This is a genomic window from Streptomyces sp. PL-29, assembly GCF_058344425.1.
This window is the reverse complement of record NZ_CP136996.1, coordinates 3,415,167-3,434,522: the sequence shown is the minus strand read 5'-3', so window position 1 is coordinate 3,434,522 and position 19,356 is coordinate 3,415,167. Positions and strand designations below refer to the sequence as shown.

Here is a 19,356-nt window from a genome sequence, read left to right as displayed (position 1 = left end):
GGTACGTCAGCCACAGAGCACGCTCTCTCACAGGGGTCCCACGAATGTGTGGTTCTTTGGGACGGTCGGGACAAAAAATCCGGGGTCAGGCAACGGTAGTCAGGCCAGAGGCCGCGGTTCAAGTCGTTGTCCACAGCCTGTGCACAGTGGAGGGTGGGGCAGGCTCGGTTTGACCGGATGGCGTAGCCGCGCGTACCGTAACGAGGTCGAGTTGTCGATGGCTGCTGCCGCCTGCCTACCGATGGGCGAAGGTCACTGATAGTGATCAATTAGCGGTGCCACTCGGGCGAACACGCGAGTTTCCTCGTGGGCGCACGGTGACAGCCAGGCGATGTCCCGCCACAACGATTCATTCTCTGGAGCCCCCGAGTGAGCAAGCGCACCTTCCAGCCGAACAACCGCCGTCGCGCCAAGACCCACGGCTTCCGCCTGCGGATGCGTACCCGTGCCGGCCGCGCGATCCTGGCGAACCGCCGTTCCAAGGGCCGCGCCGCCCTGTCCGCGTAACAACGCTCAGGTCGTGACGTCGTGCTGTCTCCCGAGAATCGGCTGAGGCGGCGCGAGGAATTCGCGAGCGCGGTACGCCGAGGACGTCGGGCCGGTCGCCCACTCCTCGTCGTCCACCTACGTACAAGCGGTGCAACGGACCCGCACGAGTCGGGGGGAGATCGATCCCTCGTCGCGTGCGGGTTTCGTCGTCAGCAAGGCCGTCGGCAATGCCGTCACGCGGAACCGGGTGAAGCGCCGCCTTCGCCATCTGGTGCGCGAGCGGCTGTCTCAGCTGCCCGCCGGTAGCCTGGTGGTGGTACGAGCCTTGCCCGGAGCGGGTGATGCCGGCCCCGAACTGGCCCGGGACCTGGATGCCGCTCTGGCGCGGCTCCTGGGAGGCGTGGCTCGATGAAGTACCCGCTGCTCGCTTTGATCAAGCTGTACCAGTGGACGATCAGTCCGCTGCTCGGGCCGGTGTGCCGCTACTACCCGTCGTGTTCGCACTACGGGTACACGGCCATCGACCGGCATGGTGCGGTGAAGGGGACAGCCCTGACCGCCTGGCGGATCCTGCGGTGCAATCCGTGGTCCCCGGGTGGCGTGGACCATGTCCCACCCCGTAAACGCCCGCGTTGGCACGAGCAGCTGCGCAGTGCGTTGCGTAGATCTCGCAATGCTCAAGGAGCCTGATTAGTGGACACGATCGCCGGTCTGTTCAGCTTTATCACCACACCCGTTTCCTGGATCATCGTCCAGTTCCACTCGTTGTACGGGGCGGTCTTCGGGCCGGACAGTGGATGGGCCTGGGGCCTGTCCATCGTGTCCCTGGTGGTCTTGATCCGTATCTGCCTGATCCCGCTCTTCGTGAAGCAGATCAAGGCGACGCGTGGCATGCAGGCGCTCCAGCCGAAGATGAAGGCGATCCAGGAGCGCTACAAGAACGACAAGCAGCGTCAGTCCGAAGAGATGATGAAGCTGTACAAGGAGACGGGTACCAACCCGCTCTCCTCGTGCCTTCCCATCCTGGCGCAGTCGCCGTTCTTCTTCGCGCTCTACCACGTGCTGGCGAACATCGCCGACGGCAAGACCATCGGTGTCCTCAACCAGCAGCTCGTCGACAGTGCCCGTGAGGCCAAGATCTTCGGTGCGCCGATCGCCGCCAAGTTCATGGACAGCTCCGAGAAGGTCGCCGCCCTCGGCGCCTCGCTGACGGACGTCCGGATCGTGACCGCGGTCATGATCGTCATGATGTCGCTGTCGCAGTTCTACACCCAGCGTCAGCTGATGCAGAAGAACGTCGACCTGTCGGTCAAGACGCCGTTCATGCAGCAGCAGAAGATGCTGATGTACATCTTCCCGGTGATCTTCGCGGTCATGGGTATCAACTTCCCCGTCGGTGTCCTCGTCTACTGGCTCACCACGAACGTCTGGACCATGGGTCAGCAGATGTACGTGATCAACCAGAACCCGACGCCGGGCAGCAAGGCGCAGGACCAGTACCTGACGCGGCTGCTCAAGCACGCCAGCTCGCACGGTGAGGTCAAGGGCCGGGGCAAGAAGAAGATCGTCGCCGACATCGTGGCCAAGGGCCCGGACCGCAACGACAACGAGCGGAAGTTCATCACGGCGCTGTCGAAGCAGGGCCTGGCCGCGCAGGCTGACGGCTCGGTGATCAAGAGTTCCGAGGCCACGGCCGATTCGGATGCCGCGAGCGGTGGTGCTGCGAAGAGGCAGCAGCCGAAGCGGCAGACGAAATCGCAGCGCCAGACGCCCAGCAAGCCCTCTTCCAAGAAGTAAGAAGGAGTCCCTCCCGTGACGGAAGGCACCACCACCGCCGCCGCTGAGAGTGGCGACACCCTGACCCGCCTCGAGCAGGAGGGTGAGATCGCGGCCGATTACCTTGAGGGTCTGCTGGACATCGCAGACCTGGACGGCGACATCGACATGGACGTCGAGGCGGACCGTGCTGCGGTGTCGATCGTCAGTGACTCCGCCAGCCGCGACCTGCAGAAGCTCGTGGGCCGCGACGGTGAGGTCCTGGAAGCCCTGCAGGAGCTGACCCGCCTGGCCGTCCACCGGGAGACCGGGGACCGCAGCCGGCTGATGCTCGACATCGCCGGGTTCCGCGCGAAGAAGCGTGAGGAGCTGGCGGCTCTGGGCGCGAAGGCGGCAGCTGATGTGAAGGCGTCCGGCGAGCCGCTGAAGCTGGCTCCGATGACCCCGTTCGAGCGGAAGGTCGTCCACGACGCCGTGGCGGCCGCCGGTCTGCGGAGCGAGTCCGAGGGCGAGGAGCCGCAGCGCTTCGTCGTTGTGCTCCCGGCCTGATCGCCGGCATGAATGCTCGGCCCCGTCTGTGTCGCAGGCGGGGCCGATGTTTGTCAGCCTGGCATGTGAACGACACGGCATCTTGAATACGTGGTCCTCAGAACCACGAGGTACGGAAGGACGGTCCCGTGACGGAGGCAGCTGAGCTTCCCGAGGCGCCCGAGGAGGCGCGCGCGGTGTTCGGTGAGTTTTTCCCGGAAGCTGTGCGGTATGCCGAGCTGCTCGCGGACGCGGGAGTCAAGCGCGGCCTGATCGGGCCGCGTGAGGTGCCGCGGCTGTGGGAGCGGCACCTGCTGAACTGCGCAGTGCTGTCGGAGGTGGTGCCCCAGGGCGTCACCGTGTGCGACGTGGGCTCGGGTGCGGGTCTGCCCGGTATCCCGCTCGCGCTGGTGCGACGGGATCTCAAGATCACATTGCTTGAGCCGCTGCTGCGGCGGACGACCTTCCTCCAGGAGGCCGTGGAACTGCTGGGCCTCGACCACGTCACGGTCATGCGCGGACGGGCCGAGGAGGTCCTCGGCAAGCTCCAGCCGGTGCACGTGGTGACGGCGCGTGCAGTGGCTCCGTTGGACCGGCTGGCCGGCTGGGGCGTGCCCCTGCTGCGTCCGTACGGCGAGATGCTGGCCCTCAAGGGCGACACCGCCGAGGAGGAGCTGGTGTCGGCGAAGACGGCGCTGACCAAGCTCGGTGTGGTGAAGACCTCGGTGCTGCAGGTGGGCGAGGGCCTGGTGGATCCGCTGTCGACGGTGGTCCGGGTCGAGGTCGGAGAAAGCCCCGGTGGGGTGAGGTTCGCGGCCAAGCGGGCTAAGGCTGCCAGGGTCGGCAGGTCTCGCCGGCGTCGTTGATTCGCTGGTTGTGTGGGGCCCGCACGGAGATTTCGTCCGTGTTGGGCCCTGTAGGTATGCATTTCGGAGTGTCGTAGAGGCCTGAAGACTCCGTCCGGGCATCGTGTTTCACGTGAAACGTCGCTCTCTGCTGCACGGAATCATCAGCCGCGGTCGTGCGGCTGCGTCCCCCCTCCAGCGCAAGGAGGGAAGGGGGACGGAGTTGTCCACATCGGTGGATTCATCCACAGGAGTACGGGCCCCGCTGGTTCGCGACCCCGGTGACATGGCAGGCTCTGCTCATCGCGAGCCTGATGTCGAGGAGAGTGACACCGTGCGGTCCGACGCCAACCTCGCGGGGCCGATGGCCGACCCGGTCCCCGGTCCCCGCTCTGAACGCGTGGGTGAGGATGTTTCACGTGAAACATCACCCCCACCTCTCGTGGACAACGAGACGCCTGTCGGCCGATCCGCCCAGCTGGCGGTAGAGGCGATGGGACGTTCCGGTGCGGCCATGCCGCGCCCGGAGCGGACCCGCGTCATCGTGGTCGCCAACCAGAAGGGCGGCGTGGGCAAGACCACGACGACCGTGAACCTGGCGGCCTCGCTGGCTCTGAACGGGGCCCGGGTCCTCGTGGTCGACCTCGACCCGCAGGGGAACGCATCCACCGCTCTGGGCATCGATCACCACGCCGACGTTCCGTCCATCTACCACGTCCTCGTGGATAGCCGGCCCCTGCTGGAGGTCGTCCAACCGGTGGTCGACGTGGAGGGGCTCTTCTGCGCTCCGGCCACGATCGATCTGGCGGGTGCGGAGATTGAGCTGGTGTCGCTGGTGGCGAGGGAGAGCCGGCTCCAGCGGGCGATCCAGGCGTACGACCAGCCCCTCGACTACATCCTGATCGACTGCCCGCCCTCGCTCGGCCTGCTGACGGTGAACGCCCTGGTGGCCGGCGCTGAAGTCCTCATCCCGATCCAGTGCGAGTACTACGCGCTGGAGGGCCTGGGCCAGCTGCTGCGCAACGTCGATCTGGTGCGGGCCCACCTCAACCCGGCCCTCCATGTGTCGACGATCCTGCTGACGATGTACGACGGCAGGACCCGGCTCGCGTCGCAGGTGGCGGACGAGGTGCGCAGCCACTTCGGCAAGGAAGTGCTCCGGACGAGCATCCCCCGGTCGGTGCGCATCTCCGAGGCACCCAGCTACGGGCAGACGGTGCTCACGTATGACCCGGGTTCCAGTGGTTCCCTCTCCTACTTGGAGGCGGCGCGAGAGATCGCGTATCGGGGGGTCGGAATGCAGTACGAGTCCCAGCACGCCCATCTGGGCGCGGGTATGAACAGCACGCAGAGTATGGCGGAGGGGATCCAGTGAGTGAGCGACGTAGAGGTCTGGGACGGGGGCTCGCCGCGCTGATCCCGCAGGCTCCGCAGGAGAAGGCGTTGCCGGCGAGTGGAGCCGGCTCCGCGTCACCGACGGCGGTGCCGGAGCTGGCCTCCGAGCGCGGGATCGCGGCGGCGAAGCTTGCGGCTCTGTCGCAGGCCGATGTTTCACGTGAAACATCGCTCGCGGTTCTCCCGGTGGACGAGCCTGCTGCGGAGCCGGCGGCCGAGGCCAATGAGGTGGCGGGAGCGACGTTCGCTGAGCTTCCGATGGACACGATCACCCCGAACCCGCGGCAGCCGCGTGAGGTGTTCGACGAAGACGCGCTCGCCGAGCTGGTGACCTCCATCCAGGAGGTGGGTCTGCTCCAGCCGGTCGTGGTGCGCCAGTCTGCACCTGGCCGGTACGAGCTGATCATGGGTGAGCGGCGCTGGCGTGCCTGCCGGGAAGCCGGACTGGAGGCCATTCCGGCGATCATTCGTGCGACGGACGACGAGAAGCTGCTGCTGGACGCCCTGCTGGAGAACCTTCACCGGGCCCAGCTCAACCCGCTGGAAGAGGCCGCGGCCTACGACCAGCTGCTCCAGGACTTCAATTGCACGCACGACCAGCTGGCCGATCGGATCGGCCGTTCCCGCCCTCAGGTGTCGAACACCCTGCGACTGCTGAAGCTGTCGCCGCCGGTGCAGCGCCGGGTGGCTGCCGGTGTGCTCTCGGCGGGGCACGCGCGAGCGCTGCTCTCAGTGGAGGATTCTGCGGAGCAGGACCGGCTGGCGCACCGGATCGTGGCCGAGGGGCTGTCGGTACGTGCGGTCGAGGAGATCGTGACGCTGATGGGTTCGGAGCCTTCGAGCGCGGTGAAGCCGAAAGGCCCGCGTGCGGGAACCCGGGTGTCTCCGGCGCTCAGTGAGCTGGCGACGCGGCTGTCGGATCGCTTCGAGACGCGGGTGAAGGTGGACCTGGGCCAGAAGAAGGGCAAGATCACGGTCGAGTTCGCTTCGATGGAGGATCTGGAGCGGATTCTGGGGACCTTGGCACCGGGCGAGGGCCGGGTGCTGGACCAGGGCCTGCCTGGAGAGTGATCCCGGGCAGGCCGAGGGGCGGATCGTGCCGGTGCGAACCGGCGTGACCCGCCCCTTCGTCTTGCTGTCGAAGAACGAGGGACCAGTGGATACGATGCCGTCATGGGTCGTCGGCTGGTACCGCTCACGCTGGACAACCTCCAAGACCTGCCGCGTCGTTGCCGGTCCTGCGTCTTCTGGGAACTGGATCCGGTCAGCGGTGAGGCCGCCGTCAAGACGGGCACCGCGGCGACGGAGAAGGAGGCCTGGATCTCGGCTGTCCTGCTGGAGTGGGGATCCTGCGGCCGTGTGGTCTACGTGGACGACGTTCCGGTGGGGTTCGTGCTGTATGCACCACCGGCGTACGTCCCCCGGTCCACCGCTTTCCCGACGAGTCCGGTCTCGCCGGACGCCGTCCAACTGATCACCGCGTGGATCATGCCGGGATATCAGGGACAGGGACTGGGCCGGGTCATGGTTCAGACAGTGGCCAAGGACCTGCTGCGCAGGGGGTTCCGGGCGATCGAGGCGTTCGGGGACGCGCGGTGGGAGGGCCCGGCCTGCCTGCTTCCGGCGGACCATCTCCTGGCCGTTGGCTTCAAGACCGTACGCCCCCATCCGGCTCATCCCCGGTTGCGGCTGGAATTGCGGTCTACCTTGTCCTGGAAGGAAGACGTCGAGCTGGCTCTGGACCGGTTGTTGGGCGGCGCGCGCAAGGAGCCGGCCCTACGGCCGCTCTGATGGCAAACACGGAAACGGGCCCAACCCCTACGAGGGGGGTGGGCCCGTTTCACGTGAAACATCGGCCGTCGTCAGACGGTCTTGACCTCGACGAAGTCAGCGAGATCACGCAGGATGGCGGCCTTCGGCTTGGCGCCGACGATGGTCTTGGCGACCTCGCCGCCCTTGTAGACGTTGAGCGTCGGGATGGACATGACGCCGTACTTGGCCGCGGTGGCCGGGTTCTCGTCGATGTTGAGCTTGACGATCTCGATCTGGTCGCCGTATTCGGCGGCGATGGCCTCCAGAGACGGGGCGATCTGGCGGCACGGTCCGCACCAGGCGGCCCAGAAGTCGACAAGTACGGGCTTGTCGCTCCTGAGGACCTCGGCGTCGAAGTCGGCGTCGGTCACGTTCTTGAGGGTGCCGGCCACAGCGGCCTCCTTGTTCTTCCTGCGGGGTGGGGTGTGTGGGGCTGGTGCGGGGTGGGACCGGTCAGACCGCTGCGTGAGCCTTCTCGGCGTCCGCGAGGGCGGCGAGGAAGCGCTCGGCGTCGAGGGCGGCGGAGCAGCCGGTGCCCGCGGCGGTGATGGCCTGACGGTAGGTGTGGTCCACGACGTCGCCGGCGCCGAACACGCCGGTGACGCTGGTGCGGGTGGACGGGGCGTCGACCTTGAGGTAGCCCTCGTCGTCAAGGTCCAGCTGGTCCTTGAAGAGCTCGGTGCGCGGGTCGTGGCCGACGGCGATGAACAGGCCGGTCACGGGCAGCTCGGAGGTCTCACCGGTCTTGGTGTTGCGCAGGGTGAGGCCGGAGAGCTTCTGCTCACCGCGGATCTCGGAGACCTCGCTGTCCCAGGCGAACTTGATCTTCGGGTCGGCGAAGGCGCGGTCCTGCATGGCCTTGGAGGCGCGCAGGCTGTCGCGCCGGTGGACGATCGTGACGGACTTGGCGAACCGGGAGAGGAAGGTGGCCTCCTCGATCGCGGTGTCACCGCCGCCGACGACGGCGATGTCGTGGTCCTTGAAGAAGAACCCGTCACAGGTGGCGCACCAGGAGACGCCGCGGCCCGAGAGGGCGTCCTCGTTGGGCAGACCGAGCTTGCGGTGCTGCGAACCCGTGGTGACGATGACGGCCTTCGCACGGTGCACGGTGCCGGCCGTGTCGGTGACGGTCTTGATCTCGCCGGTGAGGTCCACGGCCACGATGTCGTCCGGAACCAACTCGGCGCCGAAGCGCTCGGCCTGGCCCCGCATGTTGTCCATCAGGTCCGGGCCCATGATGCCGTCCTGGAAACCGGGGAAGTTCTCCACCTCGGTGGTGTTCATCAGCGCGCCACCGGCGGTGACGGCGCCCTCGAAGACCAGGGGCTTGAGCGAAGCGCGTGCGGTGTACAGGGCGGCGGTGTAACCGGCCGGCCCGGAGCCGATGATGATCACGTTTCGAACGTCGCTCACGGGTTTCTTCCTCGTCTCTGCGGACTGCGTGCTGCCTACCGGGGGCCGGTGCGGACTCTCACCCCACCCAACGGATCCTACGGCGCCTGCATTCCCCACCTGTCGCAGTGCGGACCTGAACGGGTCAGCTTCGCGGATAGGTGTTCTTCAGGAGGACCTTTCCGGGAGCGGCGGAGCCCGTGCTCTCGCACGTGGTGTCGACGAGGTAGGCGTCCACGCGCGAGTCGTCGCCGGCGTGGGGCAGGACGAGCAGATGGACCGGGGCGCCCTGGTAGCTGCCGCGCTCCGCGGCGAGTGGGGCGTCCGATCGGCCCGTGGCGTCCTGAACGCAGGAGGCGACCGCGGGCGCCACCCGCTTGCCCTCGGGAGCGACTCCGGAAGCGCCGGCGGTGTCGTCCAGCCCGAAGGGGGTGTTCCGCTCGCCGGGGTCACTCTTGGCGGCCGCTCCGGGCGCGATGAGCCGCTGAACGCTGTCCTGCAGGCCCTGCGCGGTGAAGGTCCCGCCGGCGGCCTCGCCGACGGGTGGGTGGGCGGCGGAGTCCGAGGCCGCGGTGTGCGGGTGCGGGGCACCGGAGAAGTCGACGAAGAGGAAGAGGCCGAGAGCACACGCGGCGGCGCCGGCCAGACCGCCGAGGACGGCGATCCGGCGACGGGCGCGGCGACGCCCCGGACCGGTTGGGCCGGTCGGGTGACCGGAGGGCGCTGCTGCACGGGAGACGGCGCGGTCCGCAGCGCGGGGGCGGGGGGACGGACCGGCCTGGTCCCGCGGCTGGGTCGCGTCGAGCAGGGCCTCGGCGGCGAGGGCCGCGTCGATCCGCCCGGCGATGTCCGCCGGCATGCGGGCAGGACCGGGCAGGGTGCCGAGGAGCCCGCGGATCTCCTCCAGGGAGGAGCGGACATCGGCGCACAGGGCGCAGCCTTCCAGGTGACGGCGGATTTCCCCGGTACGGGACGGGGAGAGGAGCCCTTCGGTCAGGTCGGAGATCTCCGAGACGTCCGGGTGCCGGATCGTTCCGGTCGTGCCGGGCGTGCCCGTCGCAGGGCTCACGGTCGTCCACCTCCGCCCTTCACAGCGTCTGTGTCTGGTTGCCGGGGTTGTGCCGTCGCCGGTGGGACGGGCGTGCCCGGCGTCCGGTTCCTTCCCCGCTCGGCGGCGGTGTTATCCCCGGCATTCGCGCGCAGATGAGTGAGGAGCGGCAGGAGCTTTGCCCTCCCGCGTGCGCACCGGCTCTTCACCGTGCCGATGGGTACGTCGAGGACATCGGCGGCCTCGGCGACGGGGTATCCCTGCATGTCGACGAGGACCAGCACGGCCCGCTGCTCGTCCGGGAGGGTACTCAGGGCGGCCAGGAGCTGGCGGTGGAGGTCCTGGCGCTCGGCGGGTGCCTCGGCGGACTCGTGGGGCTCCAGAAGGCTCTCCAGGCGCTCCGTGTCGTTCAGCGGCGCGGTCCTGCGCGAGGCGGCCTTGCGGGCACGGTCGAGGCACGCGTTGACGGTGATCCGGTGCAGCCAGGTGGTGACGGCCGACTCCCCCCGGAAGGTGTGCGCGGACCGGTAGGCCGAGACCAGGGCGTCCTGCACGGCGTCCGCGGCCTCCTCCCGGTCCCCGAGCGTCCGCAGCGCCACGGCCCACAACCGGTCCCGGTGCCGCCGCACGAGCTCTCCGAAGGCATCGGGATCACCACCCACGTGCAGCGCCAGAAGCTCCTGGTCGCTGCACGCGCCGGGTGTCGTGTCGTCCAACGGTGAGCCCCTCCCGGTTGTGCGGTCAGCCCGAGAACTTCACGTCCGTGATGGCCTGCTTGTAACCGGCGTCGCTGAACATGTCGGCCGGTGCCTGCGGCATGGCGGTGATCCACACAAGCACGTACCGCGTCTTGACCGGTTTCTCGGCGGCCAGCTGGAGATTGGTGTCCGAGGTGGTAATTCCGGCGATCTTCACCATGGAGTCGACGGAGCCCTTGGGGGACTTGGAGTCGGTCGCGTACAGCGTGAGGGTGGTGTGCGAGCCGCCGTGCTTCAGCGCTATCGAGGCTGCGCTGACCTCCTGCTCGGACCCGAGATCGTAGACGATGCCGAGGCCGTCCTTGATCTTCACTTCGGGGCCGTCGAAATAGCTCTTGGTGCGCCAGTAGCTGGAGGCGTCCTCGTCGTACGTCTTTGAGACGTCCTCGGGGTTCTGCGGTTTGCCGTCGGGGGCGTATTCCTGGGCACCCGTGATCGCGATCTGGGTCGGCTCCTTCTTCTCCCCGCTGTCGTCCGTGCCGGGCTTGGTGTTGTTGTTGCTCGTGCCGCTGTTGCCCTTCTGGGTGCCGCGTTCCAGGAGGGTGTCCGCCAGTTGCCAGCTGCCCAGGCCGAGGGCGGCGATGAGCAGGGCGGCGACGCCCCACTTGAGCGCGCGGCCGGTGCGGCTCTGCAACGGCGCCGGCGGGGGCACGACGGTGCGCTGGACGGTGGTCACGCCGGACGGCGTGGTGCGGCCGTAGCTGCCCTGCTGGTAGGTGGTGTGCTGGTACTCCGGCGGGGCCGTGAAGGCCGGCTCCGGCGGCCGGATACGGGGCATCGCGGCCACGGCCTTGGACAGCTCTTCCGGGGTGGTGCAGGCCGGCTCCTGGCGGGAGGCAGTGGCCCCGTCGTTGGCGAGCGCACGCATGGCGAGCTCGCCCAGGCCCCGGTGGACGCCCGCGCGGACCTGGTCGGGGGCGATGAGACCGACGCCCTTGGGCAGACCGGTGAGACCGTACGCATCGCTCTCGTAGGGCCAGCGCTGGGTGAGGGCCGCGTACAACAGGGCGCCGATGGCTTCGGTGTCGGCCCGCTGCGGGGTCTCGCTGGTGATGCCGCGCAGCGCGGCGTTCACGGCCAGGCCTCGGATGCGCCATTGGCCCGTGGACGTGCGCAGTATCGCGCTCGGCGTGAGGCGAAGGTGGGCGAGGCCCTCGCGGTGCGCGGCTGCCATCGCCTGGGAGACCTGGCTGACCAGTTGGTAGGCCTCGTGCGGCTCCAGCGGGCCCACGGCGAGCAGGGCGGTGAGCTCGGTGGCGTCGGGCAGCCACTCGTGGACGACGTAGACGAGGTCGTTCTCCTCGACGGCATCGAGGACCTGGACGAAGCGCGGGTCGCCGAGGAGGGCGGACGAGCGGGCGGCGGCCAGTACGGCGCGCGCCCGTGAGTGGTCGGCCGGCATCAGATGGACGCCCACGGCCCGGCGCAGCTTCTCGTCCATCGCGCGCCAACTGCTGAATCCGTCCACACGGGTGACGCACTCTTCCAGCCGGTAGCGTCTGGCGAGCTTGTGACCGCTGTGGAGTTCGGGTGCGGCCGTGGAGGCCGTGTTCGTGCGTTCGCCGTCCTTGTCGGGCATGGGTCCGTCCGCGGCTCGTCCGTTCTGGGTGTCCACCCCGTCGGACGTGGCCTTCGCCGCCTGAGCGGCAGACGGCTCGTCGCCGTCGTTGTCGGCCACGTCGACGGCAGCCGTGCTACGTTCCGCCACCGTCGTTCCTGCCTCCCCATCCGTTGCGCGCTGTAGGCCAGTCTGCGAAGCCATGCCAATTGTGCCCACAGTCCGACGCTATGCACGACACACGAAAGGGGGCGACGGTTGTGCGCATCAGCGCCCCAAACGCCCGCGGACCATCCCGACCATCGCGTTGAGCTCTTCGATCCGCATCCGCTTGGCCGCGATGAGGAACACGGCAGCCAGGGCGATACCGCCGACGACCAGGGACGTGGCGGAACCGAATACTCCGCTGCCCAGCCACTGGGTGACCGCGTAGGCTGCCGCTCCGGCCACGGCGGCGGCCGGGACGCAGGCTCCGGTGAGTCGGGCGTAGGTGCGCATCACGTGGGCGCCGTCGAGGTCCCCGCCGAGCCTGGTGCGCAGGCGGCGCCAGGCCACGCCCACGCCCACGGCGTAGCCGAGACCGTAGGAGGCCGCCATGCCGACGACCGCCCAGCGGGCGGGGAGGGCGAAGAAGGAGACCGCCGATCCGGCCGCGTTCACGGCGGCGACGATGACGGTGTTGTAGAAGGGCGTCCGGGTGTCTTCGTAGGCGTAGAACCCGCGCAGGACGACGTACTGGACGGAGTACGGGATCAGGCCGAGGCCGAAGGCCATCAGGACGTAGCCGATGTTCTGGGCACCGGATCCGGAGCCCGCGTAGAGCAGGGTCGCCATCGGGACGCCGAGCGCGAGGAACGCGAAGGCACAGGGCACGATCGCGACGGCCGAGGTGCGCAGTCCGTAGGAGATGTCGTCGCGGACCGCGGCGGCGTCGCCGTCGTGGGCGGAGCGGGAAATGCGGGGCAGGACGGCCGTCATGACGGAGACGGTGATGATCGCCTGAGGCATCTGCCACAGCAGCAGCGCGTAGTTGTAGGCGGTGATACCGGTACCCGGGTGACCCTGCTTCTCGGCGACCGAACCGGCCCAGGTGGCGAGCTGGGTGACGATGACCAGGCCGACCTGGTTGGCCAGGACGAAGAAGAACGTCCACTTGGCCAGGCGGGCGGCCTTGCCGAGGCCGTGGCCCTTCCAGTCGAAGCGCAGGCGCGGTGTGAAGCCTGCGTCACGCAGGTACGGGAGCATTGCCAGGGCCTGGACGGTCAGGCCGAGCAGGGTGCCGAGCCCCAGCAGGCGGACGCCTTCCGGGGTGACGGTCGTGGCGTTGACGCCGGAGGTGGTGAAGCCGCCGAAGGCCCAGATGAAGGCGCCGAAGGTGGCGATGACCACGATGTTGTTGAGGACCGGAGTCCACATCATCGCGCCGAAACGTCCCCGGGCGTTGAGGATCTGACCGAGCACCACATGAACGCCCATGAAGAACATGGTGGGCAGGCAGTAGCGCGCGAACGCGACGGCGACGTCCATCTGCTGCGGGTCGGAGGCGATCTTCGGCGACATCATCGTGATGAACACCGGCGCCGCCAGGACGCAGATGGTGGTGATGCCGGCCAGCAACACCACGACCAGGGTCAGCAGCCGGTTGGCATAGGCCTGTCCCCCGTCGTCGTCGTTCTTCATCGCGCGGACCAGCTGCGGGATGAAGACGGCGTTGAGGGCGCCGCCGCCGACGAGCACGTAGATCATCGTGGGCAGCGTGTTGGCGATCTGGTACGTGTCGTTGAAGGTGCCGACGCCGATCGCCGCGGCGATCACCAGGGTTCTCAAGAAGCCGGTGATGCGGGAGACGATCGTGCCCGCGGCCATGAGCGCGCTGGACTTGAGCAGGCTCGCGGCACGTCCGGCCGGCTTGCTCGGGGCCGGAGCGGCGACGGGGGCGTCCTCGGCGGGGATGCGGGGCGCCGCCTCCTGGTCCCGGTAGAGGTGCGCGAAGGCGTCCGGCTCGGGCTGTTCCTCCGAGGCACGTGTGACGAGCGAGTCCACCCCCACGAACTCGGTGGTGGAGGCGCGATCGCCGTACGGAAGGTGCCGGGACGGGCCGTCCGGTTCCGGCGGCGGGGTCTGGGCCCAGACGCGAGGATCGGGGGAGTACATGGGCGCGCTCGGGGCCGCGTAGAGCGGACCGGGCTCCTGGAAGGTGCCGGGCGCCGGCGGCGGGTGCGCGGCACGGTCGTAGAGAACCTCGTCGACCGGGTCCTGGGCGGACAGGTCCTGGGACCGGTACGGGTCGTAGTCGTAGGCACCCTGGACATACGGGTCGCGGTCCGGCGCGGGCGCAGGCACGGGAACCTGCCCGGGCACCGGGGTGCCCGGGGCAGTGCCCTGGGAGGGCGCGGGCCCGCCAGTGCCCTGCGCGCGGTCACCGTCGTACGGCGCGTTCATCGAAACCCCACCTCATCGTCCCCAGGCCGACCGGCCACGGCATCGCTCAACGGTCCACTGTCTCACTCGTGCCGGACCCCTCGGTGCTTTGCGGTTCGGTGTCCGGGGACTCGTCACTCGGCTGCGTGCTCTCCTCCGCGGCGGCACGGGCTGCCACACGCTTGCGGCTGGCGTACATCTTGATGCCTGCCAGGACCAGCAGGAGCACGCCGCCGGCGATCACGAGCATCACGGTGGGAGTGATCTCGGTGGCCTCCACGGTGAACCGGCGTTCCTTGCCGTAGGGGATGCCGTCCTTGGTGAAGAGCTGTGCCGTGACCTCGACGGGCCCGCTCGCGGTGGCGTTGGCGGGGAACTTCACCGTCTGGGTGTGGTCGCCCTGGACGGTGACCTGCTGCTCCGCCTGGCCGCTGTCGCCGAACATCAGGCGGGACGGGTTGGCGGACTTCACCCGCAGCACCAGGTCGTGCACGTCCTGCACCAGGCTGTTCTGCACGCTGACCGGGATGGTGGCGCTGTGTCCGGACAGGGTGGCGTCGGACTTGGGGATGACCTTGACCTTCTCGGTGAGACCGATCAGGTAGTCCTGCACCTGGTCCCGGTAGAGGCGGGCTTCGTCGGGACGTCCTCGCCAGGAGGTCGACATCTCCCGGTTGATGGTGTTGCCGAAGGGGATCTCCACGCGGTCGGGCGCTGCGAGGATCACTTTGAAGTGGTCGAGGGTGTTCTGCGTCGTGCGGATCTTCTCGAAGGCCGATACCGGCAGCTCCTGCTTGCGCAGGTCTTCCGGATACTGGCCGGCGCCCGGCACCTGGGTGGCGGCCCCGGGGTCGGGCTTGGCGGTAGCCGCCGCCTCGAGGTCGGCCGGCTGCGTCCAGCGGCCCCCCTGGAGGCCGCGCAGGGCGGCGGCCATCGACCGGGCCTGGCTGACGGTGGGCATTCGCTGCGGGGCCACGACGAAGCTGCGCTGCTCGTCGGTCTTCTGCAGGTTCAGGGCCAGGCTGTGGGCCAGGAACCGCTGCACGGCGAGGGTGGAGCTGCCGGCGTTCAGCATGTCGCCCTCGAAGGCGGTGGACAGTTCGGCATCCGCCACGACGGCGGTGGTACCTGCTCCGATGGGCCGGGCCGCCGACGGCGTGTAGCCGAGGGCACCGCTCTCCACCAGGCTGTCGCTGCGGGCCAGGACGTTGTGGGCGCCGGCCGATGTGGCCACGTTCACGATCGAGGGGTCGATGGCGCCGTTCACGGGCCAGGAGAAGTCGGTGGACGCCGGGACGTGCAGGACGGTCTGCACCGCGTCCTTTGCCTTGTCGGTGGCCGGGTGTAGCTGTCCCAGAGTGCCCGAGACGTCCTTGCCGCGGTGTGCGAGGGAAGCCAGGTCGGGGTCCGCGAAGGGCAGCGCGACGACCTTCTTGCCCTGCACGGCCGCTTCCAGTGAGCTCAGCCACTGCTCGGCCACGGCCTTGTTCTTGCCCTGGACGGACTTTCCGTTCGGGCCCCTGACCCGGTAGCCCTTGGTCATCGCGTCGACCGTGTAGAGCAGGTCGGGATCGATGACCCAGGTGACCGGGAGGTCCCTGCCGAGCGTGACCATCTGTTCCAGGCGGCCTCCCGGCTTGAGCTCCTCGTAGAGGGAATCGTCGAGGAAGACCGGTGTCTGGAGCTCGTCGGATCCGGTCTCGGCCGTGACACGGGTGGCGGAGATCAGGGGCCAGACGTAGGTGAGCTGTGAACGCTTGGAGGCGGCCTCGGGCTGCCAGGGCAGGAAGGTCCGCTTGATGCCCAGCACCTGCTCGGACGGCCGGCTCTCGGTCACGCCGGACAGGGACACACCGAGCTGGTAGACGCCGTCCTTGTCGAGCTCGAGCTTGTTCACCGGGACGGTGAGGGTGAAGTTCTGGGTGACTTTCGACGGCAAGGAGGCGATCTTCACTGCGTAGGCCGAGTCGATCTCGCCGGGATCCGTGCCAGCCCGGAAGCCGTTGCGGTCCGCGGTCTCGTCGATGGACGAGCGGTCCGTGAGTGCGGGGCCCACCCGCAGGCCGACATGGGCGTCCGTGATCGTTTCGGACCCGGTGTTGACCACGGTGCCCTCGATGGTGAGGGTGTCGCCCTTCACCGGGGCGCTGGGTGCCATCGAGACCAGCTGGACGTCGACGGAGGAGGCCTGCACGGCCTCCGCTTGCGGGGCGGGGGCGTAGACGAGAGCGGCCAGCACGGGGGTCCCGGCGAGCAGGACGATCGCGCGCCGCAGCCATCGGCGCCGGACAGGGGCGGGTGAGACCCCTTGGATGTCTGCCGCCTCGGCCACGCGCTAGCCCGTCCCTAGAAGTGTCAGTGGTCGTCTTTCGTGCGTCCACGAATGGTAACGAGGTGCGCTGTGTGCGAGTGCCGCCCCTTGCTCCACATGATCGGTACAGCCCGGCGGCGGCCGCATACCGGGGTCGCCGATAAACGGGGCGGTTACCGGTGGACCGGGCACGTACCCTTTTCAGTTGTGCCGAACGCCAACGAAGACAACCCCAGTGCCCTGAGTCAGGTGCAGCGCCGCGCGGTCAGTGAACTGCTGCAGGTCGCTCCTGTCGCCGACGAGCTCGGCCGCCGGTTCCAGGAGGCGGGCTTCCGCCTGGCCCTGGTCGGCGGGTCCGTCCGCGACGCGCTGCTGGGGCGTCTCGGCAACGATCTCGACTTCACCACCGACGCCCGACCCGAGGACGTTCTCAAGATCGTCCGGCCGTGGGCGGACGCGGTCTGGGACGTGGGCATCGCCTTCGGCACCGTCGGGGCCCAGAAGAACGCGCGCGTCGGCGATGCCGTGCGGAACTTCCAGATCGAGGTGACGACGTACCGCTCGGAGGCCTACGACCGTACGTCGCGCAAGCCGGAGGTCTCCTACGGTGACTCAATCGACGAGGACCTCGTGCGCCGTGACTTCACGGTGAACGCGATGGCCCTGGCTCTGCCGGAGCAGGAGTTCATCGACCCGCACGGCGGCCTGGAGGACCTGGCCGCCGGAGTGCTGCGGACCCCCGGCACCCCCGAGGACTCTTTCTCCGACGATCCCCTGCGCATGCTGCGGGCGGCGCGGTTCTCGGCGCAGCTGGACTTCGAGGTCGCACCCGAGGTCGTGGCGGCGATGAAGGCCATGTCCGACCGGATCGAGATCGTTTCCGCGGAGCGGGTCCAGGGCGAGCTGAACAAGCTGATCCTGTCCGCCAACCCGCGCCGCGGCCTGGGACTGCTCGTGGACACGGGGCTGGCCGACCGTGTGTTGCCCGAGCTGCCCGCGCTGCGGCTGGAAAGCGATGAGCACCACCGGCACAAGGACGTCTACGACCACTCGCTGATCGTGCTGGAGCAGGCGATCGCGCTGGAACAGGACGGCCCGGACCTCGTACTGCGGCTCGCTGCCCTGCTGCACGACATCGGCAAGCCCCGTACCCGCCGCTTCGAGAAGGACGGCCGGGTCTCCTTCCACCACCACGAGGTGGTGGGCGCCAAGATGACCAAGAAGCGGCTGACCGCGCTGAAGTACTCCAACGACATGGTCAAGGACGTATCCCGGCTGGTCGAGCTGCACCTGCGTTTCCACGGCTACGGGGACGGCGAATGGACCGACTCCGCGGTGCGGCGCTACGTCCGTGACGCCGGGCCGCTGCTGGACCGCCTGCACAAGCTGACCCGGTCCGACTGCACCACGCGCAACAAGCGCAAGGCGAACGCGCTCTCCCGCACCTACGACGGGCTGGAACGGCGCATCGCACAGCTCCAGGAGCAGGAGGAGCTGGACGCGATCCGTCCCGACCTGGACGGCAACGAGATCATGCGCGTGCTGGACGTGGGCCCCGGACCGGTGATCGGCAAGGCCTATGCCTTCCTGTTGGAGATGCGGCTGGAGAATGGGCCGATGGGGCACGATGCCGCCGTGGCCGCGCTCAAGGAGTGGTGGGCGGCCCAGGACTGATCCTCGGGCGCCGGTGTCGATGTTTCACGTGAAACATCGACACCGGGGGTGCCGTCATGGGCGATGTTTCACGTGAAACATCGCCCATGACGGCTGAGGAGCACCGCGGTCAGCGCGTAGAGCACGGACACGCAGACGAGCAGCACTACGGACCGGCCGTCGGCGGGCAGCATGAGTGCGGCCACGGCCGCCGCACCGACGAACGCGACGTTGAAGAGCACGTCGTAGACGGAGAACACCCGGCCGCGGTAGTCGTCGTCCACACGGGACTGCACTTCGGTGTCGGTGGAGATCTTGGTGCCTTGGGTGGCCAGGCCCAGGACGAACGCGGCGACCAGCATCGGACCCGGGGCGAAGAACAGGCCGAGGGCCGGCACCAGCACGGCGGAGCCCGCCGCGCAGGCGGTGATCCAGCCGAGGGTGCCCAGTCGCCCCACCATCCACGGAGTCGCCACCGCGGCCGCGAAGAATCCGGCTCCGGACGCGCCGACTGCGATGCCCAGGAGAGTCAGCCCCTCGGCTTCGTTGTCCGACCAGGCGTAGCGGCAGAGCATCAGCAGCATGACGAACAGTGCTCCGTAGCAGAACCTCATCATGGTCATCGCGGTGAGCGCCTGGGCCGCCGGCCTCCGGGCGGCGAGGTGCCGGAGGCCTTCGGCCATGCCCCGCACGGTGAGGGCGATGCCCTGGGCCACTGAGGGGTGTGCCTGCCCTGCGGAGTGTTCGGGGCCAAGCAGTCCGACGGCCAGGCGCAGGGAGACGAGGGCCGCACACAGGTAGAGACCCGCTCCGAGTAGCACGACGAGGGCGTTGGAGCCGGACGCGAGCAGCCGGACGAGGAAGGCCAGCCCTCCGCCGGCCACCGCCGCGAGCGTCCCCGCGGTGGGGGAGAGCGCATTCGCGGTGACCAGCTGACCGGCTCCGACGACGCGGGGCAGCGAGGCAGCCACCCCGGCCAGTACGAAGCGGTTGACCGCCGTCACGGACAGCGCCGAGGCGTAGAACAGCCAATCGGGTACGTGCGCGACGATCAGCACCGCGGTGATGCAGGCGAGGAAGGCCCGCAGCAGATTGCCGTAGAGGAAGACCTGGCGTCGGCGCCAGCGGTCGAGCAGCACTCCGGCGAAGGGGCCGATCACCGAGTAGGGCAGCAGCAGCACCGCCATTGCGGAGGCGACGGCTGCCGGGGAGGTCTGTTTCTCGGGGGAGAAGACGACATAGGTGGCGAGCGCGACCTGGTACACGCCGTCCGCCGCCTGGGAGAGCAGCCGTACGGCGAGCAGGTTGCGGAAGTCCCTCAGGCGCAGGAGTACGCGCAGATCACGTACGACAGGCATGAGGGAAAGGGT

17 protein-coding genes and 1 pseudogene are annotated in these 19,356 nt (G+C 68.8%); 10 read left to right on the top strand and 8 right to left on the bottom strand.

Annotated features, from left to right (window positions below; all coding sequences use genetic code 11):
- Nucleotides 1-369 precede the first annotated feature (369 nt).
- From rpmH to R4Z63_RS15685, 9 genes and pseudogenes are all read left to right on the top strand, one after another.
- Nucleotides 370-507: a 50S ribosomal protein L34 gene (gene rpmH, locus R4Z63_RS15725; protein WP_018547628.1), complete on the top strand. Its 138-nt coding sequence runs from the start codon at nucleotides 370-372 to the stop codon at nucleotides 505-507.
- A 21-nt stretch (nucleotides 508-528) separates the two neighbouring features.
- Nucleotides 529-901, top strand: a pseudogene (gene rnpA, locus R4Z63_RS15720) (ribonuclease P protein component).
- Nucleotides 898-1,179, top strand: coding sequence for a membrane protein insertion efficiency factor YidD (yidD, locus tag R4Z63_RS15715; RefSeq protein ID WP_076043740.1), 282 nt, complete (start codon nucleotides 898-900; stop codon nucleotides 1,177-1,179). Before rnpA ends, yidD begins: the two are co-directional and overlap by 4 nt.
- A 3-nt stretch (nucleotides 1,180-1,182) precedes the next feature.
- Entirely contained in the window at nucleotides 1,183-2,286 is a 1,104-nt protein-coding gene (yidC, locus tag R4Z63_RS15710) for a membrane protein insertase YidC (RefSeq protein WP_037920393.1), read from the top strand.
- Nucleotides 2,287-2,301: 15 nt separating this feature from the next.
- Nucleotides 2,302-2,814: a Jag family protein gene (locus R4Z63_RS15705; protein ID WP_030025736.1), complete on the top strand. Its 513-nt coding sequence runs from the start codon at nucleotides 2,302-2,304 to the stop codon at nucleotides 2,812-2,814.
- Nucleotides 2,815-2,942: 128 nt separating this feature from the next.
- Nucleotides 2,943-3,659, top strand: a complete 717-nt coding sequence (gene rsmG / locus R4Z63_RS15700; RefSeq protein WP_384449089.1) for a 16S rRNA (guanine(527)-N(7))-methyltransferase RsmG — start codon at nucleotides 2,943-2,945, stop codon at nucleotides 3,657-3,659.
- A 265-nt stretch (nucleotides 3,660-3,924) separates the two neighbouring features.
- Entirely contained in the window at nucleotides 3,925-5,013 is a 1,089-nt protein-coding gene (locus R4Z63_RS15695; RefSeq protein ID WP_384449086.1) for a ParA family protein, read from the top strand.
- Nucleotides 5,010-6,104: a ParB/RepB/Spo0J family partition protein gene (locus R4Z63_RS15690; RefSeq protein ID WP_078556264.1), complete on the top strand. Its 1,095-nt coding sequence runs from the start codon at nucleotides 5,010-5,012 to the stop codon at nucleotides 6,102-6,104. The genes R4Z63_RS15695 and R4Z63_RS15690 overlap by 4 nt, the downstream gene beginning before the upstream one ends.
- A gap of 102 nt (nucleotides 6,105-6,206) precedes the next feature.
- Complete coding sequence (locus tag R4Z63_RS15685) at nucleotides 6,207-6,824, top strand: GNAT family N-acetyltransferase (protein WP_384449082.1); 618 nt, start codon at nucleotides 6,207-6,209, stop codon at nucleotides 6,822-6,824.
- A gap of 71 nt (nucleotides 6,825-6,895) precedes the next feature.
- Here R4Z63_RS15685 and trxA read toward each other — a convergent pair whose 3' ends face one another.
- The 7 genes from trxA to R4Z63_RS15650 form a co-directional block, all read right to left on the bottom strand.
- A complete protein-coding gene (trxA, locus tag R4Z63_RS15680) occupies nucleotides 6,896-7,237 on the bottom strand; it encodes a thioredoxin (protein ID WP_037920382.1) in 342 nt (113 codons plus the stop codon).
- A 61-nt stretch (nucleotides 7,238-7,298) separates the two neighbouring features.
- A complete protein-coding gene (gene trxB, locus R4Z63_RS15675; protein ID WP_037920381.1) occupies nucleotides 7,299-8,258 on the bottom strand; it encodes a thioredoxin-disulfide reductase in 960 nt (319 codons plus the stop codon).
- Between the two features lie 124 nt (nucleotides 8,259-8,382).
- Complete coding sequence (locus R4Z63_RS15670; RefSeq protein WP_052030349.1) at nucleotides 8,383-9,306, bottom strand: RsmA family anti-sigma factor; 924 nt, start codon at nucleotides 9,304-9,306, stop codon at nucleotides 8,383-8,385.
- Entirely contained in the window at nucleotides 9,303-10,001 is a 699-nt protein-coding gene (gene sigM / locus R4Z63_RS15665; protein ID WP_384449077.1) for an RNA polymerase sigma factor SigM, read from the bottom strand. The genes R4Z63_RS15670 and sigM overlap by 4 nt, the downstream gene beginning before the upstream one ends.
- A 25-nt stretch (nucleotides 10,002-10,026) precedes the next feature.
- Nucleotides 10,027-11,751 carry a protein kinase family protein gene (locus tag R4Z63_RS15660; RefSeq protein ID WP_384449074.1) on the bottom strand — a complete coding sequence of 575 codons (1,725 nt, stop codon included), beginning with the start codon at nucleotides 11,749-11,751 and terminating at the stop codon, nucleotides 10,027-10,029.
- Between the two features lie 117 nt (nucleotides 11,752-11,868).
- Complete coding sequence (murJ, locus tag R4Z63_RS15655; RefSeq protein ID WP_384449071.1) at nucleotides 11,869-14,043, bottom strand: murein biosynthesis integral membrane protein MurJ; 2,175 nt, start codon at nucleotides 14,041-14,043, stop codon at nucleotides 11,869-11,871.
- A gap of 46 nt (nucleotides 14,044-14,089) precedes the next feature.
- Nucleotides 14,090-16,354 (bottom strand): DUF6049 family protein, encoded by a 2,265-nt coding sequence (locus tag R4Z63_RS15650; RefSeq protein WP_384449068.1) that lies wholly within the window; start codon nucleotides 16,352-16,354, stop codon nucleotides 14,090-14,092.
- A gap of 186 nt (nucleotides 16,355-16,540) precedes the next feature.
- On the opposite strand from R4Z63_RS15650, the gene R4Z63_RS15645 reads away from it, so the two are divergent.
- Nucleotides 16,541-18,007, top strand: coding sequence for a CCA tRNA nucleotidyltransferase (locus R4Z63_RS15645; protein WP_384449065.1), 1,467 nt, complete (start codon nucleotides 16,541-16,543; stop codon nucleotides 18,005-18,007).
- A 68-nt stretch (nucleotides 18,008-18,075) separates the two neighbouring features.
- Here R4Z63_RS15645 and R4Z63_RS15640 read toward each other — a convergent pair whose 3' ends face one another.
- Complete coding sequence (locus R4Z63_RS15640) at nucleotides 18,076-19,344, bottom strand: MFS transporter (RefSeq protein WP_384682552.1); 1,269 nt, start codon at nucleotides 19,342-19,344, stop codon at nucleotides 18,076-18,078.
- Nucleotides 19,345-19,356 lie beyond the last annotated feature (12 nt).